24 protein-coding genes and 1 pseudogene are annotated in these 25,569 nt (G+C 65.2%); 10 read left to right on the forward strand and 15 right to left on the reverse strand.

The window, feature by feature from the left end; genetic code table 11:
- Positions 1–53 precede the first annotated feature (53 nt).
- The 3 genes from ACLB90_RS07500 to ACLB90_RS07510 all read left to right on the forward strand — a co-directional run bounded on the left by ACLB90_RS07500 (position 54) and on the right by ACLB90_RS07510 (position 2,572).
- Positions 54–896: a helix-turn-helix domain-containing protein gene (locus ACLB90_RS07500; protein WP_411852334.1), complete on the forward strand. Its 843-nt coding sequence runs from the start codon at positions 54–56 to the stop codon at positions 894–896.
- Complete coding sequence (locus ACLB90_RS07505) at positions 887–1,960, forward strand: alpha/beta hydrolase family protein (protein ID WP_411852335.1); 1,074 nt, start codon at positions 887–889, stop codon at positions 1,958–1,960. Before ACLB90_RS07500 ends, ACLB90_RS07505 begins: the two co-directional genes overlap by 10 nt.
- A gap of 81 nt (positions 1,961–2,041) precedes the next feature.
- The gene (locus tag ACLB90_RS07510; protein ID WP_411852336.1) at positions 2,042–2,572 is read left to right on the forward strand and encodes a hypothetical protein; all 531 of its coding nucleotides are present in this window, start codon (positions 2,042–2,044) and stop codon (positions 2,570–2,572) included.
- Positions 2,573–2,601: 29 nt separating this feature from the next.
- On the opposite strand, the gene ACLB90_RS07515 is transcribed toward ACLB90_RS07510, so the two are convergent.
- Together ACLB90_RS07515 and ACLB90_RS07520 are read right to left on the reverse strand one after the other, a co-directional pair.
- Entirely contained in the window at positions 2,602–3,240 is a 639-nt protein-coding gene (locus tag ACLB90_RS07515; protein ID WP_411852337.1) for a response regulator, read from the reverse strand.
- A complete protein-coding gene (locus tag ACLB90_RS07520; RefSeq protein ID WP_411852338.1) occupies positions 3,237–4,340 on the reverse strand; it encodes a sensor histidine kinase in 1,104 nt (367 codons plus the stop codon). Before ACLB90_RS07520 ends, ACLB90_RS07515 begins: the two co-directional genes overlap by 4 nt.
- 146 nt (positions 4,341–4,486) lie before the next feature.
- On the opposite strand from ACLB90_RS07520, the gene ACLB90_RS07525 reads away from it, so the two are divergent.
- Positions 4,487–4,909: a DUF2141 domain-containing protein gene (locus ACLB90_RS07525; RefSeq protein ID WP_411852339.1), complete on the forward strand. Its 423-nt coding sequence runs from the start codon at positions 4,487–4,489 to the stop codon at positions 4,907–4,909.
- Between the two features lie 45 nt (positions 4,910–4,954).
- Entirely contained in the window at positions 4,955–6,478 is a 1,524-nt protein-coding gene (locus tag ACLB90_RS07530) for a carotenoid oxygenase family protein (RefSeq protein ID WP_411852340.1), read from the forward strand.
- Positions 6,479–6,487: 9 nt separating this feature from the next.
- Here ACLB90_RS07530 and ACLB90_RS07535 read toward each other — a convergent pair whose 3' ends face one another.
- The 3 genes from ACLB90_RS07535 to ACLB90_RS07545 form a co-directional block, all read right to left on the reverse strand.
- Positions 6,488–7,072 (reverse strand): hypothetical protein, encoded by a 585-nt coding sequence (locus ACLB90_RS07535; protein ID WP_411852341.1) that lies wholly within the window; start codon positions 7,070–7,072, stop codon positions 6,488–6,490.
- Positions 7,073–7,158: 86 nt separating this feature from the next.
- Entirely contained in the window at positions 7,159–7,617 is a 459-nt protein-coding gene (locus ACLB90_RS07540; RefSeq protein WP_411852719.1) for a methyltransferase family protein, read from the reverse strand.
- Between the two features lie 371 nt (positions 7,618–7,988).
- Positions 7,989–9,518, reverse strand: coding sequence for an alpha/beta hydrolase (locus ACLB90_RS07545; protein WP_411852342.1), 1,530 nt, complete (start codon positions 9,516–9,518; stop codon positions 7,989–7,991).
- A 130-nt stretch (positions 9,519–9,648) separates the two neighbouring features.
- Between ACLB90_RS07545 and ACLB90_RS07550 the strand changes: the two genes are divergently transcribed.
- Together ACLB90_RS07550 and ACLB90_RS07555 are read left to right on the forward strand one after the other, a co-directional pair.
- Positions 9,649–11,355: a histidine kinase gene (locus ACLB90_RS07550; protein WP_411852343.1), complete on the forward strand. Its 1,707-nt coding sequence runs from the start codon at positions 9,649–9,651 to the stop codon at positions 11,353–11,355.
- On the forward strand, positions 11,343–12,044 hold the full coding sequence (locus ACLB90_RS07555) for a LytTR family transcriptional regulator DNA-binding domain-containing protein (protein WP_411852344.1): 702 nt from the start codon (positions 11,343–11,345) through the stop codon (positions 12,042–12,044). Before ACLB90_RS07550 ends, ACLB90_RS07555 begins: the two co-directional genes overlap by 13 nt.
- Here the strand turns inward: ACLB90_RS07555 and ACLB90_RS07560 are convergent.
- The 4 genes from ACLB90_RS07560 to ACLB90_RS07575 form a co-directional block, all read right to left on the reverse strand.
- On the reverse strand, positions 11,971–12,390 hold the full coding sequence (locus tag ACLB90_RS07560) for a hypothetical protein (protein WP_411852345.1): 420 nt from the start codon (positions 12,388–12,390) through the stop codon (positions 11,971–11,973). The genes ACLB90_RS07555 and ACLB90_RS07560 overlap by 74 nt on opposite strands.
- A 1-nt stretch (position 12,391) precedes the next feature.
- Positions 12,392–13,708: a hypothetical protein gene (locus tag ACLB90_RS07565; protein WP_411852346.1), complete on the reverse strand. Its 1,317-nt coding sequence runs from the start codon at positions 13,706–13,708 to the stop codon at positions 12,392–12,394.
- A gap of 154 nt (positions 13,709–13,862) precedes the next feature.
- Entirely contained in the window at positions 13,863–14,459 is a 597-nt protein-coding gene (locus ACLB90_RS07570) for a TetR/AcrR family transcriptional regulator (protein ID WP_411852347.1), read from the reverse strand.
- A 12-nt stretch (positions 14,460–14,471) separates the two neighbouring features.
- Positions 14,472–15,071 carry an NAD(P)H-dependent oxidoreductase gene (locus ACLB90_RS07575; protein ID WP_411852348.1) on the reverse strand — a complete coding sequence of 200 codons (600 nt, stop codon included), beginning with the start codon at positions 15,069–15,071 and terminating at the stop codon, positions 14,472–14,474.
- A 175-nt stretch (positions 15,072–15,246) separates the two neighbouring features.
- Here ACLB90_RS07575 and ACLB90_RS07580 point away from each other — a divergent pair, with 175 nt between their 5' ends.
- The 3 genes and pseudogenes from ACLB90_RS07580 (at position 15,247) to ACLB90_RS07590 (ending at position 17,998) form a co-directional block, all read left to right on the forward strand.
- The gene (locus ACLB90_RS07580; RefSeq protein ID WP_411852349.1) at positions 15,247–15,822 is read left to right on the forward strand and encodes a metal-dependent hydrolase; all 576 of its coding nucleotides are present in this window, start codon (positions 15,247–15,249) and stop codon (positions 15,820–15,822) included.
- 91 nt (positions 15,823–15,913) lie between these two features.
- Positions 15,914–17,068: pseudogene (locus ACLB90_RS07585) on the forward strand (IS3 family transposase).
- Between the two features lie 117 nt (positions 17,069–17,185).
- On the forward strand, positions 17,186–17,998 hold the full coding sequence (locus ACLB90_RS07590) for a DUF2971 domain-containing protein (protein ID WP_411852350.1): 813 nt from the start codon (positions 17,186–17,188) through the stop codon (positions 17,996–17,998).
- Between the two features lie 181 nt (positions 17,999–18,179).
- On the opposite strand, the gene ACLB90_RS07595 is transcribed toward ACLB90_RS07590, so the two are convergent.
- The 6 genes from ACLB90_RS07595 to ACLB90_RS07620 form a co-directional block, all read right to left on the reverse strand.
- The gene (locus ACLB90_RS07595) at positions 18,180–18,236 is read right to left on the reverse strand and encodes a hypothetical protein (protein WP_411852720.1); all 57 of its coding nucleotides are present in this window, start codon (positions 18,234–18,236) and stop codon (positions 18,180–18,182) included.
- 170 nt (positions 18,237–18,406) lie between these two features.
- Complete coding sequence (locus ACLB90_RS07600; RefSeq protein ID WP_411852351.1) at positions 18,407–18,541, reverse strand: hypothetical protein; 135 nt, start codon at positions 18,539–18,541, stop codon at positions 18,407–18,409.
- 1,460 nt (positions 18,542–20,001) lie between these two features.
- Positions 20,002–20,970 carry a hypothetical protein gene (locus tag ACLB90_RS07605; protein ID WP_411852352.1) on the reverse strand — a complete coding sequence of 323 codons (969 nt, stop codon included), beginning with the start codon at positions 20,968–20,970 and terminating at the stop codon, positions 20,002–20,004.
- Entirely contained in the window at positions 20,963–22,840 is a 1,878-nt protein-coding gene (locus ACLB90_RS07610; RefSeq protein WP_411852353.1) for a hypothetical protein, read from the reverse strand. The genes ACLB90_RS07605 and ACLB90_RS07610 overlap by 8 nt, the downstream gene beginning before the upstream one ends.
- Positions 22,837–23,661 (reverse strand): hypothetical protein, encoded by an 825-nt coding sequence (locus ACLB90_RS07615; RefSeq protein WP_411852354.1) that lies wholly within the window; start codon positions 23,659–23,661, stop codon positions 22,837–22,839. Before ACLB90_RS07615 ends, ACLB90_RS07610 begins: the two co-directional genes overlap by 4 nt.
- Before the next feature lie 74 nt (positions 23,662–23,735).
- Positions 23,736–24,425: a dUTP diphosphatase gene (locus ACLB90_RS07620; RefSeq protein WP_411852355.1), complete on the reverse strand. Its 690-nt coding sequence runs from the start codon at positions 24,423–24,425 to the stop codon at positions 23,736–23,738.
- Positions 24,426–25,569 lie beyond the last annotated feature (1,144 nt).

Consider the following 25,569-nt stretch of genomic DNA (forward strand, 5'->3'; position numbering starts at 1 on the left):
GCACGCCGCTGCGCTACCCTCGGCACCGGACCGTCACAAGGAACCGTGCAGGCATGGGCGCAACAGGCAGGGCGCTGTGGTACATCGAAAGCCACTACGCCACCCCGCTGGCGCTGGCCGATATCGCGCGTGCGGTGGGCCTGTCGCCGTTCCATCTGTCGCGGCTGTTCCAGGCCAGCACCGGCACGTCCATCGTGCGCTACCTGCGCGCGCGCCGGTTGAGCGAGGCGGCGCGGCACCTCGCCCAGGGCGCGGGCGACATCCTCGCCGTCGCGCTGGCGGCCGGCTACGCCTCGCACGGCACCTTCACCCGTGCCTTCACCGAACAGTTCGGGCAGACCCCGGAACGGGTCCGCGCGGGCGGGCTGGACGGCATCGAACTGGTGGAGGCCATCAAGCTCGACCACACCGCCCAACCGTGCGCGGTGTCGCCACAGGTGACCCGCGCCGGCCCACTGCGGATCGCCGGCATCAACGCCCGCTACAGCAGCGCCAGCGTGGCCGGCATTCCGGCGCAGTGGCAGCGCCTGGCCCTTGCGCACCCCGCGCCGATGCCGCTGAGCGTCGGTGTCTGCCACGGCGGCGATGCGCAAGGCCACTTCGACTATCTGGCCGGCATCGCGTGCCCACCCGGATACACACCGCCGCCCGGCTGGCACACGCTGGACATCGCCGCGCGCGACTACCTGGTCGCGTGGCACGCCGGCCACATCTCCACCATTCGCGCGACCTGGCGTTGGCTGCTCGACGTGCATCTGCCGGCCTCCGGCCTGCAGCTGGCCGACGCCCCCGACCTGGAACGCTACGACACGCGCTTTGACGACCGCACCGGCCACGGCGGCGTGGAAATCTGGCTGCCGCTGGACACCCCCAAGGACCTTTCTGCATGCGCCTGATCCCGCTCCTCCTGTCGCTGGCCCTGTGCGCGACGACCGCCCTTGCCGCCGATGGCGCCCCGGTGGTGGGCGAGCGCCACGGCCAGGCGTCGCTGGCGAGCGCCGCGGTGCGCGATGAAGCGCATCGCGACCAGGTGCGTTACACCGTGTGGTACCCGGCACAGGCCGGCAGCCAGGAGCACGCCCTCCAGATCGGCCCACCGCAGGCCCCCCTGTTCGAGGTGGGCCGCGCCGCCGGCGATGCCGCGCCGGCGCCGGGCACGTGGCCGGTGCTGCTGCTCTCGCACGGTAACGGCGGCAGCGCGCGGATGATGGGCTGGTTCGGCACCGCGATGGCGCGCGCCGGCTTCGTGGTGATCGCCGTGGACCATCCCGGCAACAACGGCGTGGACGCCATGACCGTGGCCGGCAGCACCCTGACCTGGGAACGCGCGGGCGATCTCAAGGCCGCGCTGGCCGCCGCACACGCCGATCCCGTGCTGTCGGCACACATGGACATGGCGCGCCTCGGCGTGGCCGGCTACTCCGCCGGCGGCTTCACCGCGCTGCTCGCCGCCGGCGCGCGCATGGACCTGCAACGCCTGCTCGACTTCTGCCGCGCGCAGCCGCAGGACGGCGTCTGCCAGCCGCAGGCCGAGTTCCCCACGCTCACCCTGCAGGCGCGCCTGGATGCCGCCGCCACCCCCGCCCTGCAGCCGTACGTGCGCCGGGCCGGCGACGATCACGCCATACCCGGGGTGCGTGCGGTGTTTCTGATGGCACCGGCCATCGTGCAGGCGTTCGCGCCTGCCCAGTTGGCGGGCGTGGTGCAGCCGGTGAGCATCGTGGTTGGCGACCGCGACACCGTTGCCGCGCCATCCACCAATGCCGACGTCGCCGCCGCGTCGATCCCGCACGCCGCCCTGCAACCGCTGCCCGGCGTGGGCCATTACGATTTCCTGTCCGACTGCACCCCGCTGGGCCAACAGCGCCTCGGGCCGCTGTGCGCGGTGGACGTGCCCAAGGCACAGACCCATGCCACTGCCATCGCCGAGGCCACGCGCTTCTTCCGCGAGGCACTGTGAGCGGCGTGGTCGCGAGACCTGCATAGCTGACGGACGCCGTGGCGGTATTAACATGGGGCACTGGTACAAGGAACGACCCCGATGAGATCACTGGCCTCCCGCCTGCTGTGTGTGCTGGCGCTTGCCCTCCTACCCGCCTGGAGCGCCACCGCGTCTCCATATCCTGAGAACACCGAGAACTGGGCCGTCAATTCGGCATGGATCAAGGAGCTTCCCCAGGATGAGCAGACCATCGTGCTAGTCACCCTGGCGCTGGAGCTGTCAACGCATGCCGATCAGACGCTTCTTCCCGCCGTCAAAGACCCAGCGGGAATGCGATGGGTCCTGAAAGTCTCTGGCCATGGCAACCACATGCTGATGGACATTGCCACTCGGTCCGATACCCTGCGTGCGATCTTCAGAGATAAGGCCGATGCCTATCTCAATGTCATCAATGGCCGTATGAGCGCCGATGCGTTCTCCCAGACGATGGACGCGATCAACACGCGTATCGACGTCGCCACCACCAACATCACCGCTCAGGATATCGCGCGTGTCCGGGCCGCGTACCGCACACGGATTGCGGAAACCGAGACCACCCTGATCGCCTATGCAAAACTCCGTTCCAGCTAACGGCCTGAATCAAGGACGCCGGCCCGCCGTCAGATCACCCGCAGCGTGATCGCCTTCAGCACGGCGCGGGTGCGGTCACGCGTGCCCAGCTTGTCCAGGATGGTGGAGACGTAGTTTTTGACCGTGCCCTCGGCCAGGAACAGGCTGCGCGCGATCTCCTTGTTCGAGTAGCCGCCGGCCAGCAGGCGCAGGATCGCCACTTCCTTCTCGCCGAAGGTGTCGCTGGGCGGTGCCTCATCGTGGAAGCGATACCGCGCGCGCACCGGATCGGTACTGACCGGCAGCAGCAGGGTATCGCCACGCGCCACGCGGACGATGGCCTCGTGCAGATCCTCCGGCGCGGCATCCTTGAGCATGAACCCCTGCGCGCCCGCCTCGCTGGCACGCAGCAGCAGGTCGCTCTCATCGAAGGTGGTGAGCAGCAGCCAGGGCGTGCGGTCGCCGCGGCCGCGCAGCTGCTGCAGCGCCTGGATGCCATCAACGCCGGGCATGCGGATGTCGCTGAGCACCACGTCCACCGGCTGGGCCAGCAGACCGTCCAGCAGGGCCTGGCCGTCCTCGGCTTCGAGCACCACCTGCACACCAAGGCCCTGCAGCAGCGCGCGCAGGCCGGCGCGTACCAGCGCCTGGTCATCGGCCAGTGCCACGCGCAGCGGCACCGTGCTCATGCCGGCAACCGCGCGGTGAGGCGCATGCCGCCGGCGTCGGTACGCGCGATCTCCAGCTGCCCCCGCAGTTCGGCCAGGCGCTCGCGCATGCCGGTGATGCCGTTGCCCTCGCGGATGCGCTCGGCGCGCTGGCCGTCGTCGCGGATGTCGATACGCACGCAGTGGTCTTCCTTGTCGATGTCCAGCCATACCGTATCGGCATCGCCGTGGCGGGCTGCATTGGTGAGCGCTTCCTGGGCCAGCCGCAGCACGGCATCGGCCACCAGCGGGTTGGTGATGCGCACCTGCTCGGCAATGCGCAGGCGCAGCCCGGGACGCGGGAACGGGGCGGCCAGTGCCTGCAACGCAGTGGTCAGGTCCAGCCCGCGGTCATCGCGCATGGACTGCACCACCTGGCGGATATCCCCCAGCAGCTCGCCGGACAGGCGCTCGGCCAGCAACAGCGGATCGTGACCGGCCAGCGCAGGGTCGGCAGCCAGCGCCCGCAGGTTCAAGCGCATGGCCGTGAGCTTGTGCCCGGCCACATCGTGCAGCTCGCGGGCCAGCCGCAGCCGTTCGGCATCGCGGGCACCATCGGCCAGCAGGGTGCGCGTGGCGAGCAGGTCTGCGTTGACGCGCGCCAGCGCATCGCGGGCCTGCTCGGCGCTGCGTGCGTAGTGGGCGGTAAGCGCGGCAAACGCCTGGAAGCCGGCGTAGATCGCCACGATCAGCAGCGGATGACTGAACCCACTGTGGCGCAGCACCAGGTACAGGCTGACGTTGAGCGCCAGCGTGGTGGCCAGCACCGCGCGCGGCGGCCAGTGCTCGGCCAGGTGTGCCACCAGCACCACCAGCAGCACCGGCACCGTGCCCACGCGCGGCTCCAGCCAGGCCAGCCACAGTGCAAGCAACGCCTGCAGCACGTCGCTGGCCAGGCGCAGGGAGGCGCGCGGCGGCAGGTGGTCGTACGCAAGGAACAGCGCGATGAACGCGCCCAGCACGCCCCAGCGCACCAGGCCGTCGGCATCGTGCGGCAGGCCCAGCGACAGCCCCACCCCGAGAATGGAGAGCAGGCCGGCAAGGCTGAGCGGGCTGATGAGGGTGCGCAGGAAGGAAGGCATGACCCCATGCTGCCCGCGCAGCGCCCCGCACGGCAATGGGCCGCGCGCAGAAAGTGACTTCCGGCACTGCGGATCGATGACCACTGGGCATGGGGTTGCGGCCGCCCGCTGGGCAGACTGGCCCCACACCAACCGGAGCCACCGCCATGATCCGCAACGCCCTGTTCTGCCTTCCGTTCGCCGGCCTGCTGCTGACTGCCACCGCCTCTGCCGGCGACCTGCAGATCGATCTGCAGGGCATCCGCGCCCACACCGGCACCGTGCGCCTCGCGCTGGTGGACAGCGCCGCCGGTTGGGACGGCAAGGCTGCCCCCGTGCAGGGCCAGAATCTGGTGCCCGACGCCGACGCCGCGCACGTGGTGTTCAAGAACCTGCCCGCAGGTGACTACGCCGTGCTGGTCACCCACGACGAGAACGACAACGGCAAGCTCGACACCAACGTGGTCGGTATCCCGGTGGAAGGCTATGGCTTCAGCAACAATCCCCAGGTGCAGCGCAAGCCCACCTTCGATGAGGCCCGCGTGCATGTGCCGGCCAACGGTGCATCCATCACCATCGCGCTGCGCTGATCCGTCGCCCCGCCCTCGCCTGCCCTACCGAACCTGAGGCCCTGCATGGACCGCCGACGTTTTCTCCGCTCGCTGCTTTCGGCCACCACCACTGCGGTGATCGGCGCCAGTGCGCTGCGCAGCATGCCCGCTTTCGCCGGCGATGCCGCCCGCTTCGCCGCCGCCCGCGACCAGCACCCGTGGCTGACCGGCTGGCGCAGCGTCACCACCGAAACCCTGGGGCCTGCCACGGTGCCGTTGCAGGGCCGCCTGCCGCAGGGGCTGGCGGGCACGCTGTACCGCAACGGCCCGGCCTGGACCGAGCGCAACGGCTTCCGCTACGACCACTGGTTCGACGGCGACGGCATGGTTCACGGCTGGCACTTCAACGGCGACGGCACGCTCACCCACCGCGCCCGCATGGTGGCCACGCCCAAGTTCACCCGCGAGCAGAAGGCCGGGCGCTTCCTGTATCCGGCCGCCGGCACCGCGGTGCCGGACATGCAGCCGGTACGCAACAACGACGATGCCAACGCCGCCAACACCTCGGTGATCCAGATCAACGGCCGTCTGTTCGCGCTGTGCGAGGCCGGGTCCGCGTTCGAACTGGACCCGGATGAACTGACCACGATCGGCCCGACCACCTGGCGCCCCGACCTGGCGACCGTGCCGTTCTCGGCGCACCCGCTGGTGGACCGCGACGGCACCGTGTGGAACTTCGGCTCGCTGTCGCTGCTGGGCGGCACCGGCCTGCTGATCTGGATGATCGGCGCGGACGGCCAGTTGCGCTCGGCCAGCGTGATCGACACGCCGTTCATGGGCTACCTGCACGCCTTCGCCATGACCGACACGCACCTGGTGTTCATGCTGATGCCGTTCGATTACAAGGAAGACGGCGGCGCGTTCTTCGAGCGCCTCCGCTTCGCCCCGGACCGCCCCTGCCGCATCGCGGTGGTACCCAAGGCCGCACCGGACACCGCGCAGTGGTTCGAGGCGGCGTTCACGGCCGCCTACCACTTCGGCGATGCGTTCCAGCGCAACGGCCGCATCGTGATGCGCACCGTGCGCCACGACAGCATCGACGAGGCGCGTTCGCCGATGCACGAGGCGATGGCCGGCGATGCCGCGCACGCCGTCAATTCCAACGCGTCGCTGCGCGAGCTGCACCTCGACCTGCGCACCGGCAAGGCACACTGGGAAGACACCGGCATCCAGGGCATCGAGTTCCCGCTGTTCGATACCCGCAGTGCCGGCAACCGCGGCGCACGCCTGTACGCACCGGCCATGCAGGGCGAAACCAGCGCGCCGTACTTCAACGCCGTGGCAGGCTACGACGTGGCGCGGGGCCGCCGCGAGGTACACCGCTATGGCCGCGACATCCTCGCCGAAGAACACGTGTTCGTGCCGCGCCCGGGCAGCCGCACCGCCGACGACGGCTGGCTGGTCGGCACCCTGCTCGACGCGGCCAGCCAGCGCAGCGGCATCGCCGTGCTGGATGCGCAACGCATCGACGAGGGCCCGGTGGCGCAGGCCTGGCTGCCGTATGCGGTGCCGCTGGGCTTCCACGGCACGTTCGCCGCGCGCGGGTGAGCGCGCCGCTCACTCGCCCGCGGACACGACCCAAAGTGCGCCCTGGCGATGGAAGCGAACCACGCGCATGCCACCGCTGCGGTCGCAGTAGCGGTCCAGGACCATCGCCAGCGCCGGGCCATCCGGCGCATGGACCACGCCCCTGCTGATGCGGACCAGGTGCCCCATGCGCGCCGACGACGCCGCGCACGCGTCGGCGAACGCCGTCCCTGCCGTCGCGTCCAGGCGCGTGATGCCGGGCAGGCGCGGGTCGTGGTTGTACGTGCGCTGTTGTGTCTGGCGATCGAGTGCCTGCTGCAGCGCCAGCGGCAGGCGGTGGTCGGCAGCATCCACCAGCGCGCCCTCCCGCTCCACGGCGAGATACTCCTGCGCATCGCACGGCCCGGCAGCGTCGATGGCGCAGAATGCGGCTGACAGGGTGTCGAAATAGAGCGTTTCATCGACCGGGCGGCCGGCAATGACCTGCGGCGAGCGACGCAGCACGTGCGCCAGGTAGGTACGGACCAGTTCGGCCTGCAGCGCATCGTCAACCAACCGCACCGACCGCCCCGCATCGTGGCCGTGCCGCGTGAGCAGCGGCCATGCCATTGTCACCGCGCACACCAGTGCCAGCGCGCAGACGGCCCGGAGTACCCGTGCCGGCGCAACGCCGGCCAACAGCGCGCTACGGGCCCCGGGCGTCACAGCCACCGCCGCACCTGCCGGCAGTACAGGGCATGCTCGGGGAAGCGCCGCGCCAGCGCGCGCTCCTCCGGCTGGATCTGGAACCGTGAAACGAACAGCACGAATGCCGGCAGGGCGAACAGGGCGAGCGCATTGCCCAGGTGCAGCGTCCACCCGAACAGGATCAGCGCATGCCCCAGATACATTGGATTGCGCGTGTAGCGATAGATGCCCGAGGTCACCAACCGCGTGGACGCGGCAGGATGCAGCGGGTTGACCGTGGTGCCGGCGCGCCGGAACGCGCGCTTGGGCAACAGATTCAAGGCAAGGCCCACCAGGGCGACCGCGATGGCAAGGGCAGTCTGGAAGGCAACGTGGAACGCGAACGCCGGCGCATATTGCGCGGCAGCCAGCGCCGCAAGCCCGAGCAGAAGCATGACGATGGGCGGCGGGATACGGGTTTCAAGCCAATGCATGGCGGCACCTGCAGTCGGTGCATCGCGCCAGTGCACTGCCCGCAGGCGTGGCCCCACGCTGCGGCCGCATCTCCCTGCTCCGCGACTGACACCGGTCCATTGCAGAGCGGACAGGCCGTGGTAATGGCCACCCCGTCATTGCACTGGCCGAGCGCGATGATGGCCGGCCGGGCGCTGCCGCGCAGGCGCGACAGATCCCGTCCAGCCAGGTACGTGTCGGTCTGCGCACATCGGGTGCCCCTGTTCGCTCGGTAGTGCACATCATGCGCATGGGGCCGCACCCGCGCCACCGCCCGGTGCGTTCGCCAACGCGATACGGCGCCGCCCCACCGGGCCGGCGCCGTACTGCCCCTCGACCGTGACTGCATCGGTTACCGGCGGCGCGGATCCACCATGTCGGCGGCGCTCCGGGCGAACACCAGCGGCGTGGCGTCCACCACCGCATCCCCAACGGGACGGCCAGCCAGGAAGTCGACGATGCTGCGGCCGATGGCGGGGTTGCCCACCCACATCTCGTTGTCGTGCGCGGCGTTGCGCACCAGCAGCGTGCGGTGGTTGGCCAATCCCGGCCGCAGCGCCTCGGCATTGGCCGGCGGGGTGCGCCCGTCGAGCGTGCCGCTGATCAGCAGTACCGGCACGTCACTGCGCAGCGGTGCACGGAACCCCTCGCCCAGATCGACCAGGCCCAGCCCATCGCCCAACGAGGGGAACGGGAAGTTCATCGCGTCGCCGAACAGGCTCTGGCGTGCCTGTGCCTCGGCCAGCGCACGGCGCTGCGGACTCTGCCCGGATGCCACATCCATCGCCAGCGACATCGCACCGGACGAGCCGAACTGGCTGCGCAGCAGCAGCACCAGGTCGGCAAGCGGATCGTAGTTGCCCTGCTCCGCTTCGCGCAGCACCCACGGCAGCCACTGCTGGGTCATGCGCTGGCCCAGCGACAGGGCGATGGCCAACTGGCCATCGAACCCGCCGATCATGACGGTGCGCCCCCCCTGCATGCGGCTGGTGCCCTGGCGGGGCTGCTCGCGCAGCGCTGCCAGCACGCGCACCGCCGATCCCTGCAGATCCTCGTAGCCGGCCGGCTGGGCCACCTTCGCCAGCTCGCCGAGCAGCGCGTCGGCCGCCAGCGGCAGCTTCAACGTATCGTCCGGGCCCTCGCTGCCCATCAGCACCACGCGCTCCAGTCCATCGCCGTGCAGGCGCATGGTGGCCATCGCCAGGTGGGTGCCGTAGCTCATGCCCCACAGACTGATCCTGGGCACGCCCAGCGCACGCCGCAGCGCGTCCAGGTCCGCGGCGCTTTCCACGGTGGTGTAGGCCGACAGATCCACACCCGCCTCGCGCCAGTGCGCCACACAGCGCGCGGTGGTGGCACGCAGCGTGGCCAGCATCGCCTCGCGCTGCAGCGGCTGGGCGTCGTCGAAGCGGTCCTCGTAGGGGCAGGCCGGCGGCGGTTCGGACGCGCCCGCGCCGCGCTGGTCGAGCAGCAGCACGTCGGCCTCGCGCCGCACCTGGTCGAACACCGGCCAGCGCGGTCCCCGCGCGGTACCGATCCCCGAGCCGCCGGGGCCACCGGCCAGATACACCACCGGTGCGGCACTGCCAGTGCCGCCGGTGGCGCGCAGGCGCACCACGCGCAGCCGCATGTGCGGTCCCTGCGGCTGCCCGTGGTGACGCGGCACCTCCAGGTACGCGGCTTCGGCGGCGATGGTGCCGTGCCCCTGGGTGACCAGTTCGTAGGGCTCGAACACCAGCGATGTCGGCGCGTCGCCGGCCAGTGCCGGCAGTGCGGCAGCGAGCGCCAGGCACAGCGCCGCCAGGCGTGCGGCCGGTGCCACGGTGGCCGCCGACGGGGCACGACGGCGGAAGCGGGACAGGAACATCGGGACGGTACGCATGGCGGGCTCCGGGGTGGGTGGATGGGTTCGACGCCAGCATCGCGTCCCGGGCAGCGGTCCAGGCGGGGCCGTCGGTCCAACGTCTCCAGACGGGGGCCCAGTGTCTCCACGCACCCGATACGATGGCCGCATGCACATCCTTCGCACCCTGACCGCCCTCGTCGTACTGCTCGCTGCCGTCGCGGCATGGTTGTCGGTCGCGGGCCCGCCGCCGCAGACGGTGTTCCTGCAGCCGGCAGAGATGGCGCCGGCGACGCTGTCCGCATCGGGCCGCATGCCGGCATCACCGCCGGATGGGCTGGACTGGCGCCCGCTCGATCAACGCGTGCTCGCCGGCTGGCGCGATCCCTACTGGCTGCGCTGGCGCGTGCCGGCCGCGGCAGCCGATACCACCGACCGGGCGCTGCGCCTGTCGCTGCGCGCCGCCAGCCAGCCTTACTGGAACGGACAGCCGCTGGCCGCCAATGGCGTGGTCGGGCGCACGGCCGCGCAGGAGCGGCCCGGTCGCATCGACATCCTGCGCGTGCTCCCGCCCGCATCGGGCGCCGGCGGGGACACGCTGGTGGTACTCGCCTCCAGCCACCATCCGCGGTGGCAGCTGCACAGCGCGGACGCGTTCATCGCCGTCGGTCCGGTCGCATCGCTGTACGGCCATCCCATCGCCCCGTGGCTGATCGCGGCACTGGCCACCGGCGCACTCGGTGCGGCATGCCTGTACTTCCTGGCCGCGCAGCGCGGGCGGCCGCGCGTACCGGGCGCCCGCCTGCTGCTCGCGCTCGGTGCGGTGGGACTGGCATTGCCGGTGGTGGAAGCCTGGCGCCCGCTGCTCGGGTATCCCTATCCGTGGCACGCGCCGCGCCTGCTGGGCCTGCAGGCGCTGCACCTGGCCGGCGCGGTCCTGCTGCCCGCCTACATCGCACGGCGCTTCGCTGTCGCAGTACCGGTGAGCGTGTGCATTGCCTACCTGGCCACACTGGTTGCCGTGGTCGTGTTCGTGCCGGGCTTCGATGGCCGTGGCGCGGCGTTGTTGCTGCTGAGCCTGCTGGGTGCGGCCGGGCTGCTGCTGCGCGCCCGTGGCGAGCCCGACGAGCGCTGGCCGATCCTGACCCTGGTGCTGGCCGGTGCGCTGGCCATTCCGCTGCTCGGCGGCGCCTTCCTCGATGGACCCTACTTCCTGTTCCTGGCGGTGCTGATGGGCTTCCTGCTGCTGCGCCACGCCGCACAGCTGCGGGCGCTGGACCAGCACAACGCACTGCTGCGCGAAGAGCGCGCGCGCCTGTCGCTGCAACTGCTGCAGCGGGGCATCCAGCCACACTGGCTGATGAACACACTGACCTGCCTGCAGGAACTGATCGAGCAGGCCCCGATGCGCGCGAGCCGGCTGGTCGAGTCGCTGGCCGAGCAGTTCGACCGCCTGCGCGAAAGCAGCAGCCGCCAGACGGTGCCGCTGGAGGAGGAACTGGCGCTGTGCCGCAATCACCTGGACATCGTGGGGCAGGCGATGGACCGCCACATCCACTTCGAGGTGGATGCCGCACCCGGCGCGCTGTGGTTGCCGCCGGGGGTGCTGCATGCCCAGGTCGAGAACGCACTGACCCATGCCGGTGCGGTCGCCTGCGCGCAGCATCCGTTCCGCCTGCGCGTGCAGCGCGACGGCCAGCGCTGGACGCTTGATCTGCGCAGCGCGCGCGGCTCGGCCCCGCATCGCGGCCAAGGCACCGGCACGCGCTACATCGAAGCCAGCCTCGCGGCCGCCTGCCCGGGCGGGTGGCGCTTCGTGCAGGGGGCCGAGGGTGACGAGTGGTACGGCCGGATGGAGCTGACATGCGCATCCTGATCGTCGAGGACGAACTGCTGGTGCGCCAGCGTCTGCTGCGTCTGTGCGCCGAGCTGGCCGGCACACGCGCACGCTTCGATGCCGTGGCCGACCTGGAGGCCGCCGGCGACCGGCTCGCACGCAGCGTCTACGACGGCCTGCTGCTGGACCTCAACCTCGGTGGCGAAGACGGCTTCGACCTGCTGCGCCGCGCGGTCGCCGGACGCTACCACTGCGTGGTGGTGTCGGCCCACCGCGACCGTGCGCTGCAGGCGTTCGAACACGGCGTACTGGACTTCGTGCCAAAACCATTCTCACGCGAGCGCCTGGGCCAGGCGCTGGAACGCCTGCTGGACGTTGGCCGCTACCGCGCCGGCGGCGCCCGCTATCTCGGCATCTGGCGCGCGCAGGGCACCGCGCTGGTCGAGCTGGCCGAGGTGCAGTGGATACGCGCCGATGGCGATTACAGCGAACTGCGCCTGGCCAACGGCCGCAGCGAACTGCACGATAAATCCCTGGCCAGCCTGACCGCCGTGCTGCCGCCGGACTTCGTGCGCTGCCACCGCTCCTACCTGGTCAATCTGCGTCACGTGCGCACGCTGCATGCCGGCTCGGGCAGCCGTTACTGGCTGGTGCTCAACGACGGTGCCGAGCTGCCGGTGGGGCGTGCGCACGTGGCTGCGCTGCGCGCGGAGCTGGCGCTGGGCTGATGCGAACACCGAGCCACGCACCGGCCAACGCGCTGAAGAGCGAGTACGCCACCGGAGCGGCATTCCAGCGTGCCAGCTCGCCCAGCGGCACCTCGGGCGCCACGCGATGCAGGAAGCCGAACGCGAGCCCCCAGTAAAGTGCGTGGAGGGCCACCGCCACGCCCACGAACACAGATCGGCGCGCCACGGCGCCACCGCACAGGCAGAGCACGAACCCCAGCAGCCCCGCCCAGAGATCGGCCATCTGCAGCGGCCCTCCGGTTCTGGCCTGCACGGAGATCCCAAGGAACTCCGCTGCCAGCAGCGTGGACAGCAGCACGATGCAGATCGCAATCATCAGTCGCATGTCATTCTCCGTCGCTTCCGTGCGTACCGCAGGGCAGTGGGGGCCCCGGCGTCAGCCGCCACCCCACCGCCTGCCGCTCCAGTCGCCAGCCTTCGTTGAGGGTGAGCGTCCAGCCCGGCCCCGTCCATGCGGTGCCACAGCCTTCCACCGCGCCGCCCTGCACGCTGGCCAGCGACCATTGTTTCGACAGCAGTGCGCCGGCAGGCGCGGTGAGTTCGCCCCACGCATCGCGCACGGTGATCGGCAGGTAGACCGTGCCGATGTCGTCCAGCGGGAACAGCGTGCGCGGATCGAACGACACCGATGGCGTGCGCAGCGGCAGGCGAACCCCATCGTCGCCCAGGAACTGTGCGCGGTAGTCGGCGCTGCGCTGCTCACGCTGCAGGGCGCGTACCCGCTCTTCTGCGCGCACGTCAGCCAATCCATACGTGCGCCCGGCCTGCTCGACACCGGGTGGCGGCGCGCCGATCCGCCCGGCCAGCAGCGCTGACAGATCCGCATCGGCCGCAAGCCCGCCGCGCCACTGCGGCGACCAGCGGTCCAGCAGCAGCCCGTACGCCGGGCCCGTTGCATACGCGGCGGAGCGGACGAAGCTCGCGGTTGTATCGGCCTTGCGCAATGCCGCCACCACGTCAGGAGCGGCATCGCCCTTGCCTGCCGCCGCAGCCACCACGCGACCGGTGTACTCGGCCAGCCCCTCGTTGCGTTCCACGCGTGCCTCTTCAGCCCGCGCATCGGTGCCGGGCGACGCCGCGCCCGCACGCTGGGCCCGGAATGCCACGGCAGCGGCCGCATGGTGCCGCGCGTCCGCGTCGTCGGTCGTAGCGAGTGCCTGTGCCAGCGCGCGCAGCTCCAGACGCAGCCAGGTGCGGCCAGCCTCACTGTCCAGATGCGCCGTATCGCCTTCGGACGACGGCAGCCCCAGCGCGTCCTGCACGCAATGCCACTGCTCGTGCCAGTAGAGCGTCGCCAGGCCGTCGCCGTCCGCAGGCAGCGGCAGAAGCAGCAGCACGGTCGGTGTGCCCTCGATCTCGATGCAGGTATTGGCCGGCGGTTGATCCCGGCGCAGCGCGATGGGCACGAGCGCGCCTGTCGCCGGGTCGCGGCGCCAGTTCGTGGCCGAAGTCCGGTCATGCACGACCACCGGCGCATCCAACGGCACGCCCCACAGCCGCTGGGCGGCGCGCGCCGCTGCCGGCGCATCCGCGATCGCCGCGATACGTTGCACGGCCGCATCGATCCCGCTGGGTGGAACCTGTGCGCTGGCCGGGAGCGCAGGCACGCCCAGCGCGGCAATGACGGCGGCGGCACGCACCATGCCCACATACCGATGACGCGCGCCCTTTCCTGACCGGCCTACGCTCGACGTCCTTGTCATGATCCGCGCGCATCTCCCTGAAGGCGTGATGGATGGTGCTGCGGCTCAGGGTAGTTCAGGGCGCCCCGGGGTACCACACCGGCACAGCGCGGAACTAGCGGCCGCGCGTTACCGTGGCAACGATCAGGCGCTCCAGCTCTGCTTCGGCGGCAGCCTGCACCACCATTCCGGCAGCCACCGCCTCGGACAGTGCTTCGGCCGCACCCAGGATCGCCCAGAAGCCGGCGTCCGGCACGCTACCGGCGGGCGCGAAACCGCCCAGCCAGTCCGCACACTTGCCGATGAAGTCCTGCTGGTAGCGCCGCTTCACCGCCAGCAGTTCCGGCGAGCCGGCCAGTGCGGCAAGAATGCCCTGGATCTCGCTGCCCTGTGACAGCACGCAATCAATGTAGCCACCGGCGATGGCGCGCGCCCTGTCCTGCAGCTGCACCTTCGCAAGGCCGATGCGCTCGTCGAACACGGCGGTCTGGCGCAGGTCGTAATCCTGGTAGAGCGCGGCCAGCAATCCGTTGCGGGTCACGAAGTGGTCGTACGCCACCGGCTTGGTGACGCCTGCCGCCTCGGCCAACCGCCCCAGCGACAGGGCATCGGTACCCTCCGCGCCCACCAGTGTCCAGGCCACGTCCAGCAGCTGGCGGGCGCGCTGTTCGCGCGGCAGGCGTCGGCGGGGTGACTCAGGGCGTGCAGGCATCGCGGTGGGGATTCATGCGGCGGCGGAGACCCCAATGGTACGTCCGATGTCCGCGGCGGTACGCAGGTGTGCGTCGGCTGCACCGCTGTCGGCATCGAGCAGCAGCGTGGACGACAGCACCTGCGCGCCGCAGTAGTCGAAGATGCCCATGTCGATCTGGGTCTTCATCGCCGTGCCATAGCCCCGCCGCTCGATCATGTCCGCGCCGGCCCCGCCCAGCCCCACCAGATGCACCTGCAGACGCTGCAGCTTCTTGGTCACCTTGCCATCGGGGTTGTCGGCGTAAGCCCAGCCCTGGGTGAAGACACGGTCGATCCAGCCCTTCAGCAGTGCCGGAAACGACCACCAGTACAGCGGGTAGACCAGCACCAGCGCGTCGGCGCGATCGAGACGGGCATGTTCGGCCGCCACGTCGGCGGGCGCGGCGGCGGTCTGGTGGAACAGCGCGCTGTCGGCCGGATTGAAGCGGGGGTCGAAGCCTTCCGCAGTGAGATCGGCGATTTCCACGGTGTTGCCGGTGCCGGCTGCAAGAACGGCGTCGCCGATCCGGCTGGCCACGGCGTGGGTGAGTGAACCGGGGTTGGGGTGGGCGACGACGATAAGACTGTGCATGGGAGTGATCCTTGGATGACGTTACCTACCAAAAGTAACATCGGACCTGCGCGGGACCAGTGCTGCCGGCGGAACGCTGTTTCCGCCGCGCGGCTTCATCCCCGCCACACATGCTCCCCATCGTGGCCCCATACGCCGGGCGCAGTCTGGGCGCCTGCACCTCAGAGGGGTTCCTGTGTCCTCCATCGCTGGCCACGCGGCCGCCGGCATCACCGCCTATCTGTGCTGCAACCGCTGGGCGTGCGCGCCGTCGCACTGGGCAGTGGTCCCGTTCGCATTTCTGGCCGTCTGCCCCGATCTGGACTATCTGGCGGTGTGGCTGCTTGGCTATGCCGCCTCGCCACGGGTCACGCACAGCCTGCTCTTCGCGCTGGCGGCCAGCCTGCTGGTGCACCGGCTCACGCGGCGGCCAACATCCGCCCGCCTGCCCATCGCCTGGCTGCTGGCGGCCGGTCTGTCCCACCCGCTCATGGACCTGCTGGTAGGGGCGCACCCGGTGCCACTGCTCTGGCCCATTGGCGCGGAGGTCGCCGTGCCCGTTGGCCTGCTCCCCAGTGCAGGTGCACTGCAGCCCGGCAACTACTATCTGTGGCGTAATCTGGTGATCGAGCTCGGGGTTCTGCTGCCCCCGCTGGCGCTGCTGGTGGCGCTGGCCCGGCCCGGCACGCCGCGCCGGCTCACGTGGTGGGTGCTGTGCACGGCGCCGTTCTGGGCGGCGTTCCTGGCCGTCTCGCTCGCACTGGCCCGATAAAGCCGATCCTGCAGGACCCCTCATGCCCGGGGTTCTACCCCGTTTTCAAGGACACTTACGAGAAGGCCGATCCAGGCCATAAGGAGTATTCATGTCAAAGCGTAGGAAGTTCAGTGCCGAGTTCAAGCGCGGTGCGGTTGAGCAGGCGAGCCAGCCCGGCGTCACCTGCGCCCAGGTGGCCCGGGAGCTGGAAATTCGCGACACCGTGCTGACCGGCTGGAAACGCGAGGCACAGTGCCGGGGAGCTATCGCCTTCGGGGGCACCGGGACACCACGGGATGAGGAGTTGGCACGCCTCAAGCGTGAGCTGGCGCGGGTAACGAAGGAACGGGATTTTTTGCAAGAAACGGCGACGTTCTTTGCAAAGGGATCATCCTGAGGTATCAGGTGATCGAACGTTGCCGCGACGAGTTTCCGATCCTGCTGATGTGTCGGTGCCTGAAGGTATCGGCCAGCGGCTACTACGAGTGGAGTAAGCGCCTTGAGAGCGCCCGGCAGGTCGGCAATGAGCGCCTGGTGGTACGGATGCGCGAACTGCATGAAGACAGCCGCGGTACGTTGGGGGCTGCTCGCATGCGCGAAGAGCTGGCTGAGGAGGGCGAACGTGCCAGCTTGAACCGGGTCGCGCGCCTGATGGCGGCCGACGGCCTGCAGGGCTGGCCCCGGCGGAAGCGTCGCGGGAAGCGTGGCAGCCCGTCCGTAACGCCGCCGGGCGTGGTCAACCTGCTTGAACGCGATTTTCTCGCGCCGGAGCCGGAAACCAAGTGGGTGACCGATATCACCGAGATCAAGACCCAGCAGGGCAAGCTGTATCTGTGCATCGTGCTGGATCTGTACGACCAGCGCATTGTGGGCTGGTCAATGCACGCTCGGCAGGACCGTCAGATGGTGATCCGGGCTGTGCAGATGGCGGTCTGGCAGCGGCAAGGAAGCGATGAGGTGATCCTGCATTCGGATCGTGGCAGTCACTTCCGCAGCGGTGACTACTAGCTGTATCTCGTCGCTAACGGGCTGATCTGCTCAATGAGCGCTGTGGGGCATTGCGGCGACAACGCGGCCTGCGAAGGCTTTTTTGGAATGCTGAAGCGCGAGCGGATCTATCGAACGAGCTACCCCACTCTGGATGCAGCAAGAGCGGATGTGTTTGACTACCGAGCGACGCCACAAGCCAAGGATGCGGCGAAGGGTCGCCAGGCAGGATCAGAAGGTTGCAGCTCTTTTAGAACCGTCCGTGATATTGGCGTAGAACCCTCCTCACTGCTTCGGCAGCTAAACCCTTTAGTTTCAAGCCTCTTCAAACGATCGTGTCGCGCGCCGGCTACGCCCCATTCGCCCCCCTTCTCGTAACATCGCAAGGCAGACCATGAAGCTATTTCACTACACCGATGTAAGCGCCGTCCAGTCGATACTCCGCAATCGGAAGCTCTGGCTAACCGACCTGCGTTTCATGAACGATTCCACGGAGTTGCTGCACGGAATCGAGTTCCTCCAGGCGGCGTTGAAGCAACAGCCTTATGGACTGTTCTACGACAAGCGCTATGCCGAGGAGGCAGTTGAGTACTTAGCCAGTTCACTCAGCGAGTATGAGGACGCGGCCCGACTTGAAGATCCAGTTTTTGCTATGTCTTTCAGCGAGAAGGACGATCTTCTGAGCCAGTGGCGTGGGTACGGGGGCTACTCAGTCTGCTTCAATAGAGAGTACTTGCAAGACTGTGATCTGAAGCTTAGCTCCTGCGTGTACACCAAGGCTTCCAAGCTGGAACGAGCATTGCGGGCTACTTCGGAAGCGGGCGCCAAGGTATCAGAGTGCATGGGCCGGAATGGTGGATGCCTCGATCTTGAATTGATCGACCAACTGGTCGCATTGGTTGAGCTAGCCGCAACTTTCAAGGATGCCGGATTTGAAGAAGAACGCGAGGTTCGGATGATCGTTCGACCGCATATAAGCGAGATCAAATATCGGCCCAGAAATGGAATGCTGGTGCCCTACGTTGAAATTGAAATTCCCGCGGAGGCGATAGAAGGCGTACATGTCGGCCCGGTTAGAGAGCAGGGCCTTGCGACCGTGTCGATGAAGATGTTCATGAACTCCATTGAAAGCATCAATCGGTCGAACGGAGGTGACGTCGAATGGTGTGTCCCAGTGGAAAGGTCGACAACCCCCTACCGGAGTTGAGGGCAATGCCCCTCCTTCTCGAGTGTCCAAGCCAGCCTCTAGCCTGGGGTCTGGTCCACTAAGTCAATGGGAAGAAAGGTGACGCTACTAGCCGTGGAGCTAGGCAAGCTCTACGCATGGAGAAGGCGCTCCTAGAACGGGTTCATGTGTACCGCAACAAGCTGAGACCGCGCAAAAATCGTTAGGCACGTGCAGCGCGGCTGACGTCGGCAACACCGGATTCAATCGGCTCGCGCATGACCTCCAATGCGTGCCGGCTCCACTCGGGCACTTAGCACTTGTCAACTCCTGGTTGTCACGCTGGGGATAGTGGGTGCGCATAGTGGCGCGGAGCCTATCGCCGCCTAGAAGGCGAAGGCTGAAGGCGACAAGCGGTAGTGATTCGGCTACTTACGGGGGGTTCGGCCCTTAGCTGACTGACATATGCTCCGCGAACGCGCGATAGGTACGCATCGGCCGTCCGAGAAACGGGATCAGCCGCTCCACGTCACCAGCGCCCGGCAGCATGCCATCACTGATGAGGCGCTCGGCCGTCTGCTGCATGTCGCTGGCCATCCAAGCCGGCGTGAACTGGCGCAGGTTCTGCTCGGGGCAGCCGTAGCATCGCCGGGCGGTTCAGCACACAGATTTACACAGCTGCAACGATGCCGCACAGGCAGACATGGGTGCTGCGATGCTGCCCTTCTCGCTGGTTGCCGACGGCCTCAGGGATGGCGAATTGATGCTGTGGGGATATGGGGAAGGGCCCGCCCATGAGCGTCGGGCTGCGCGGGTAAGCTCTTTCTAGATGCGGCGACCTCGAATTGACGAGTATCAATCGAGCACTTCGTGCTCTCCGAAAATCTTTGCCGGATAAGTCAAGCCACGCTCTAGAGTGCTCTTATGATCAGACACAGGAGAGACAGCCCTTAGATTCGTCATCAAAGACCTGAGATTCTTGGCGCGAGCGCGCGCGCCCAGCACACGTATCCGACCGAGGGCCGAACATGCTCGCTCCAAAGTTATGTGCGGTGCGCCCGTTCCTCGGTACGACCCCGCCAGGATTGCCCAGTTTTCAAGAATATCTTGGCGGAACTCAAGCAATTCTCTAAGAGGGAGCTGCTCTATCGAAATAATACAATCGGAGACTGCCACGGTCTCGCCTGCCTCGAGTACACAAATCTTATCCGGCGTTACACGGCCTACCCGAGGCAGCAGGATGGCCGGTCCACACACCTGCCTCTTGGCAAGAACCTTCGCGCCAGACTTCACCACTCGGCCATCTATCAGATGGCAAGTGTGCACCAGCGGCACTGCGCTGCGCGCCTCTGAAGGCATTATGGAGTGCATCTGCAGCTGCCCCCGCCTCACCTCATACGATGTATCCAATTCAAAGCTGCGGCCTCCAAGTGAAGGAGTCTGACGAGCCGATTGCTGAGTCCGGGAAAACCTCACAATAGAAGTTCGTGCCCGAACTCCGCCGAATATTGAATTCGAGTTATCCCTTAGTACTTCGATATAAAAATCCTGTCTAAGACGAGCCCATATTTGCTCGTCGCGCTTACTTACAAGGCACCCATCCGGCAGGACAGCGAGGACGTAGGTGCCTCGATGTGCGAAGGCGAGGCTACGTACCACGAACGCCATGGCCAAACTAACGCCGAACATTTCGCCTCGATACTCGACCGTCAACGGAGCGCGCTTTCGCTGGGAAAACGGAGGATTCAGCAGCACCAAATCTACACGCCCAATCCACCCCTTGAGCGATGAGGAGCGAACAGACCGGTCATGCAGAAAATCGGCATTGGCGACTACCCATTCTGGGTACTCTACCTTTAGCCATCGGGCGGTGGCAGGCGAGAGGTCGTTGGCCAGCGCTTGGGCGCCTGGCCACAGGATCGAGCCGGCACACAACAGGCTCCCCTCGCCCGCGGCGAAATCGGCAATTACCTTCGGACGAAATGAAACCGGTAGACATCCCACCAATGACTTAGCGAGTTCAGGAGGCGTATAAAATTGATCTATCATGCCGATATCTGAGTTGGCTGAGGCGGACTGACGCCAGCTGCAATCGCGCTGATGTGATGAACATACAACCGATCGGCGCCTCCTGTGCGGCCCGGCTTACGAATCGGATGATCGTAGATAAGTTCGATCTTCTGAGGGTTGGTGATGGCAAACAGAACAGCACCAAGCGCATGGGGTTTGGTACCAATCATGGCAACTTTCAGAATTACCAAAGGATTCCGCTGCGCAATCTGCTGCAGCATGTAGTAGCAACTAAACGGGCAGTTTGCCGGAACGTACTCGGTAGCTTCCCAGGCATCTTCCTCCTCGAGCGCTGCCCGGTTTCCCGCATAGGTTTCAAAGACGTACCATGGCTTAAACCCTGGCACCCCAATGACTGGCACGACTCTACCTGCACTTGGCTGCACCTGCTCAATGACGTGCCGAAGTCGAGTACCCTCGAAGCCAAGCAAAGGCACAAATACGAAATCACTCGGACTCGTAGAAATCCAAGTAAATCCCGGTATCGGCGCAATGCCTGCTATGCGCATACTTAGATCGTAGATCTGCCCATCAACGGGCGCCAAGCTACGCGCATACTGGCTAGGCTCCACATACACCGCCAGCACGTCGAATCTAGCCATAAGCGCTGCACGCAGGATGGCTGCCCACACTGGATGGGTGAGCCCGGTGATGTCGACATATATTCGTTCGCCCTGAGCGCACCCCTCAAAGAGCCTCGACAGCCCTCGAGTGCTTCGCAGGAAGAGCTCCACCTCAATCCCTGACGCACGGAATGACGCCTGACTCTCTTGCGATATCTCAATGCAATTCACGTCAGTAGTCAAATCACGCCAGGCGGAGATGTGTCCACTACGGTCCTCGTGACTGAGACCATAGATGTAAGTGCTGCCCGAAGCAGGCCGAAAGAGCTCCGCCGAATCGTGCGTCTCCGTCAGAACCGGCTCAAGTCTGATGTCAGGCATAGTAGTCACCGAACAACCGAAGTTGGTCAGGCAGTGCTTCCAACTCCGTTCGATTGTTCTTTTCAAGCGTTTCTTTGATTGCGTCTCGCGGCCTGTCAATCAGACTCAGAAGTTGCGTACTAGTAAGTTGAATCTTTCTCTTTTTGCGGTGACTGAAGACAAAGAATGGCGCGAATATAGGATGAATCATGTAGTCGTACGCACGAGTATCGCGCTCGTCAAGTGGCTTGCTGCCGGAGAAGCGAACGAGCGCCAAGTGCATGACCGCCTGCTTCAAAAGCTCGCTGGCCTTGTCGTCTAAGCCATCTGCCGCAGCCTCCTCCCGAAGGTGGAACTGGTTGGCTTCAGGCGTATGACCCGCTGGGGACTCCGCCAGCACTTGGAACACACGCCCCAAGCTCAGCAGAAGCTTTGTCAATCGGGCGCCATCCACACTCAACCCCTCGAGTTCTGAAAGGTTCTTACGGCCCACCGCCTGGGCAGCCTCCGTTTGCAGCTTCTGAGAAATCGGCTGTTCAGGCAGGCCGCCGGACTCGATATGCCCCCTGAAAGCAGCATGCACCAACTCCAGCAGGTAGCGAATGTTACCTTCGCAGAGCGCCAGGAACTCGTCCCAGCCGCAATAGTACTTCCTTATTCCTCGCTTGCCTGTGCGAATGGCATAGAGCGAGGCATGGAAGTGGTTGTTGAAGTTGTTCCTGAGTGTAGCGTCATTAGCAAGCCAGAGCCGAACCAGCTCTTCTATAGGCACCTGTCGTGCCTTAGCAGTATATTCGAGAAAATAATGAATACCTGGTGGCAAAGCGAGGGCCGCCTCGAGCGTCTCAGAAGGCAGCCTTGTTTTTAGCAGGAGTTGCAGTCTGCCCTTCTCAGCTCCGTCCAAAAGTTGGTCGGCCTCGTCAAGGCTGGAGTAGCCAGGGAACATCTCAGCCGGCGGAAGCAACTCGACGCCACCTGAAACGTTCCCACCAAGGCGCGCCAGCAGGACTTTCTCAGCGAAAGTTTTGAAGCGCGAGCTATCGAGCACTTCTGAGATTGAAATGCGTGCATAGTCAGCTGGCGACGTTAGTTGCTCATTAGAGTTCAACGTAGAGCGTTCCCGCCAGCCTAGCTCACGGACACCAACCTTGAACGTATAGTCGGAAGTGGCGTGCTTGATGATTGTATTGAGAACTCGTTGCTGGTAGTCCTCGAAGTTTTCGAACTCGTCGATGAGGAAGAAAAATTGTTTGCCTGCAAGCTGCGGGCTGGAGAGAAGCGCTTTTGCCAACGCATCTAGGGGGGCCCCCTGCATTGACAATGACGGCGCGGACATATCCGCCACTGTATTAATGGATGCCTCGAAGTCAACGAACGCAATCTGGATCTGATTCGACAGCTTTGCCAGCCCGCCCAGATCGGGTAGGTTCAAAGTTGCCCTAAACAGCTTCAGTGCGTGCTCGGAGACGACAACGCCCTCCCCGGTGTGCAGCTCGTACCAACTTACGAATTCAAGCATCTGAGAGCAGAAGAGAAGGTTCATGTAGTGGGCAAAATAAGCTTGCCAGCGCTCCATGCTTAACTCTGGACCACGAAATGCGGTGACTCGATTGGTGTTGACGCGAATGTAAAGCCCGAAGAACGGCCAGCTTTTGATGGCTTCCTTCTTGCTCTCACCAAAGGCGAACTGCCCCTGGTAGGACAGCCCACGTAACACAGTTGTCTTGCCGGTGCCTCGACCACCGATGAGCACGCAGGGCCTGGGCGTCTTTAGCTCAGAAAAATAGCCGGGCTCGGTGAAGAGCTTGAAGAGATCTGCATTTAGCCACTCAGCCTTGTACAGGCCAAGAACGCTGCTGATTTTTGTAACAGTATCGTCTCGTTCGTTCATAATGACGCTGATCTAATGAGCGGCTTCCAATGGTCGTTGGCCACAGTGAAAATTGGGAGAGTCGCGTCAGGGACTCCATGCTCGAACGCTAGAGTCAAGCCAAGCTTCCGGTAACCGCGCCAACATCCGGAATCGCCGTCTAGATCTCGTAAACCCGCGCGTGCGCTCACATCCTCAATGAACCGTGGGCCAGTGATCGCCATATCATCCCGCCAAATGACGGAATCGGTCGCTAAGGCACTGTAGGACGGCATCAGCACGTGAGCCGGAAGAAGCTTTACCTGTGGGCAGTTCTCAGCAATATAGATACGGCCTCTTTCCGCACAGACCAGGGGGATGTAGTAGAAGCCGACGCGTCCAGCACCCGAAGTGAGAGCGAGTGATTCGAACGATACAAAAGCATCGGAAAGCTCATGAATTTGCTTCCACATATCGACAAACTGCTCACCTGTTCCTACGAAATCGTCTACGAAAACGATATTTTGTTGAGGCTCGCGATGAATGCACTCAAGTGCAGCGTGCGGCGACATCAGCCGCTCTTCAGGAATTCCAATCACATCCCGTGCAAGTCGCGTGAAGATGTAGCCGCTATCCGCCTCGCTTGACGCCTGACTCGCGACTCGAACGATAATGACGGAGTCTACGAATGATGCCCACTCGTTCACAGCAGCCAAGTAGTTTGATCGACTTCGAAGAACCGATTGCGACAGGTTCTTGAAGACCGCTCGAAACATCGCAATCACTAGTTCATTCGAGAAGAACGTCACTCCTGCCAGTAAGCGAGAGGCGAACGGCCTTTCCGACTCCTGGAAGTTCGACATCCAACCTCTCGGATCAAACCTCGTCTGCCTCGGCCAGAGACGAACCCTGACGAAGTATTTCCAGAGCTCTTCGTTCACCTGGCTTGTACGCCACTGTGTGCCCGATACGCTTGCTCCAGGGCGCCATACAGCTCCTGAGGAAACGTTTCCGAGGTAGAATCTATCGTTAACTCGATCTCCGCGAGCCACTCATTATCCTCTCTCCCACCCCACAGCTTCAGGTAGCCTCCGTCCTTGTAACCGTGATCTTGCCGAAAAGCATTCAGGACATTCTTGCCAATGTATGTTCTGTACAGCTGGTCACCAACTAGGCCGACGGCTGCACACAGCTCCGCGAAAGAGTCCAATGCGAAAGATTTCGTAGTCAATGTTGAAGAGGAAAAATCCTCAACGAGTTTAAGCACCTGCCTCTGCTCGGCCTTACTACCTTGCGGCGCAGCCTCAATGCGTTGATAGGCAGCATGGCTGGCATGCCAAGCGTCATCGATAGAGCCAGCGGCGACGATTAGCTCGCTGAGCCCAAAATGGAAGATATCGACGAGCTCCAAGTGAACCTGTCCAAGAGCTGGTTCCTTTTTCTTCCACCACTTCCAACCAACGTGATCCATCATCTCCGCGCACTCCGTCCAGATAGCACGGTACCAAGCGTTCTGCGCCGTAACCCACGCCGGATTGATCTTTGAGTTGATATCGTCCTGGAGCTTAAGCATCGTCATGAGCCGAGATGCGGCTACGGAACGATCAGTCGTGCTGGACATTTCCATGAGCATGTGCTTTGCGTGTGTGGGCGGGAGCATCCATCTTAAGGCACCCGGACGCAAGGAGCACAGGCAGTGGATGCCAATCCGTTACCGGCCACCTCCACTGGCGCCGAATTAGCTTTCCTGCAGGTCGCCCCGGCCTTGCGCAATGCTCGCTTTGGGCAGAGCGGTGGCCACGTGGCTGGGCTTCAGCTCCCCAATGCTGCCCCTCTGAGCTGGGGCCACGCCTCTCCCTGAAGCTCGGGGCGGCCTGTCCCTCAACTGATGATGCGGGCTCTCGGACGCAGGAGGGTCACGACTGCAGAGGGGGCGCTCCAAGCCACGAGTCGCTGCTTCCGGCAGTGGCAACCCCGGTACCCATGAATCCTGCTTCGAACTTTCTTAGGAATTCTGTGAGCCCCAGTTGCTCTATCAGAAGAGATAGGCAGATATAAGAACGCTCAAGTCTCCACTCGAGTTCGTGCCCTGTCATTTCGTGCTCTTCATCGAAATAGTCGTTATCTCAATTCAGGTTAAAGCTGAGAGTCTGCAACTTCCCAATGGTCTGATCAGACTCATAGACCTCGTGAGCTGCTGCCTATAGCAGCTTTTCAGGGTGTAGATTCAACTTGGACTCCACTGTGTGACGCCTAATGACCTAATAGCCGGATCAGAGGGGCCGTTTATACGACTTACCCACAGCGCACCGCATGGTGGGCTATTCTCGTGATACGACTTGATCTTAGGGCCGCTCTGCCCCGCTAACAAGCCGACCTATAGCGGGATACACAGGGACCCGGGCTAGGGGGCGTTCCTTCGCTTGACCCTCGTAGGTGCGTCCCATGCGTGCTCTGAACACGCCCTTCTTCGACCAACGAGGCTCTTCCCTTGGATGTTCGCTTAGGGTCGAGAGCGGACGCTAGCATTACTGGTAACGTTCTCTGGGGCCGTGACGTCCACCGTCGGCCACTAGCAACCCTATCTCCACTAGCTATGGTGAGCGCGCGTCATAGGTGGTGGGAATCCCCACTACCTATGCTGAGCCGCACAAGACGCACCAATCTCCCGCAGGCCAATCGTCTCCGCATATTTCAAACGTTCGATTGAAACACGCGCAACTTCGCCGAACTGGACACGATCAGCCGGTTCCGCCAGACTGCCGCCCTTT

It is taken from the genome of Stenotrophomonas sp. LGBM10 (assembly GCF_046736075.1).
In the GTDB taxonomy this organism is placed as follows: domain Bacteria; phylum Pseudomonadota; class Gammaproteobacteria; order Xanthomonadales; family Xanthomonadaceae; genus Stenotrophomonas.

Excerpts from the sequence above, each read along its gene's own strand:
- ACLB90_RS07530 (WP_411852340.1), top strand. The coding sequence starts at position 4,955 with ATGGACCGCCGACGTTTTCTCCGCTCGCTGCTTTCGGCCACCACCACT.
- ACLB90_RS07560 (WP_411852345.1), bottom strand. The coding sequence starts at position 12,390 with ATGCGACTGATGATTGCGATCTGCATCGTGCTGCTGTCCACGCTGCTG.
- ACLB90_RS07605 (WP_411852352.1), bottom strand. The coding sequence starts at position 20,970 with ATGCCTGACATCAGACTTGAGCCGGTTCTGACGGAGACGCACGATTCG.
- ACLB90_RS07610 (WP_411852353.1), bottom strand. The coding sequence starts at position 22,840 with ATGAACGAACGAGACGATACTGTTACAAAAATCAGCAGCGTTCTTGGC.
- ACLB90_RS07615 (WP_411852354.1), bottom strand. The coding sequence starts at position 23,661 with ATGTCGAACTTCCAGGAGTCGGAAAGGCCGTTCGCCTCTCGCTTACTG.
- ACLB90_RS07515 (WP_411852337.1), bottom strand. The coding sequence starts at position 3,240 with ATGAGCACGGTGCCGCTGCGCGTGGCACTGGCCGATGACCAGGCGCTG.
- ACLB90_RS07520 (WP_411852338.1), bottom strand. The coding sequence starts at position 4,340 with ATGCCTTCCTTCCTGCGCACCCTCATCAGCCCGCTCAGCCTTGCCGGC.
- ACLB90_RS07500 (WP_411852334.1), top strand. The coding sequence starts at position 54 with ATGGGCGCAACAGGCAGGGCGCTGTGGTACATCGAAAGCCACTACGCC.
- ACLB90_RS07505 (WP_411852335.1), top strand. The coding sequence starts at position 887 with ATGCGCCTGATCCCGCTCCTCCTGTCGCTGGCCCTGTGCGCGACGACC.
- ACLB90_RS07545 (WP_411852342.1), bottom strand. The coding sequence starts at position 9,518 with ATGCGTACCGTCCCGATGTTCCTGTCCCGCTTCCGCCGTCGTGCCCCG.
- ACLB90_RS07555 (WP_411852344.1), top strand. The coding sequence starts at position 11,343 with ATGCGCATCCTGATCGTCGAGGACGAACTGCTGGTGCGCCAGCGTCTG.
- ACLB90_RS07575 (WP_411852348.1), bottom strand. The coding sequence starts at position 15,071 with ATGCACAGTCTTATCGTCGTCGCCCACCCCAACCCCGGTTCACTCACC.
- ACLB90_RS07565 (WP_411852346.1), bottom strand. The coding sequence starts at position 13,708 with ATGGTGCGTGCCGCCGCCGTCATTGCCGCGCTGGGCGTGCCTGCGCTC.
- ACLB90_RS07570 (WP_411852347.1), bottom strand. The coding sequence starts at position 14,459 with ATGCCTGCACGCCCTGAGTCACCCCGCCGACGCCTGCCGCGCGAACAG.
- ACLB90_RS07550 (WP_411852343.1), top strand. The coding sequence starts at position 9,649 with ATGCACATCCTTCGCACCCTGACCGCCCTCGTCGTACTGCTCGCTGCC.
- ACLB90_RS07510 (WP_411852336.1), top strand. The coding sequence starts at position 2,042 with ATGAGATCACTGGCCTCCCGCCTGCTGTGTGTGCTGGCGCTTGCCCTC.
- ACLB90_RS07590 (WP_411852350.1), top strand. The coding sequence starts at position 17,186 with ATGAAGCTATTTCACTACACCGATGTAAGCGCCGTCCAGTCGATACTC.
- ACLB90_RS07540 (WP_411852719.1), bottom strand. The coding sequence starts at position 7,617 with ATGCATTGGCTTGAAACCCGTATCCCGCCGCCCATCGTCATGCTTCTG.
- ACLB90_RS07525 (WP_411852339.1), top strand. The coding sequence starts at position 4,487 with ATGATCCGCAACGCCCTGTTCTGCCTTCCGTTCGCCGGCCTGCTGCTG.
- ACLB90_RS07620 (WP_411852355.1), bottom strand. The coding sequence starts at position 24,425 with ATGGAAATGTCCAGCACGACTGATCGTTCCGTAGCCGCATCTCGGCTC.
- ACLB90_RS07600 (WP_411852351.1), bottom strand. The coding sequence starts at position 18,541 with ATGCAGCAGACGGCCGAGCGCCTCATCAGTGATGGCATGCTGCCGGGC.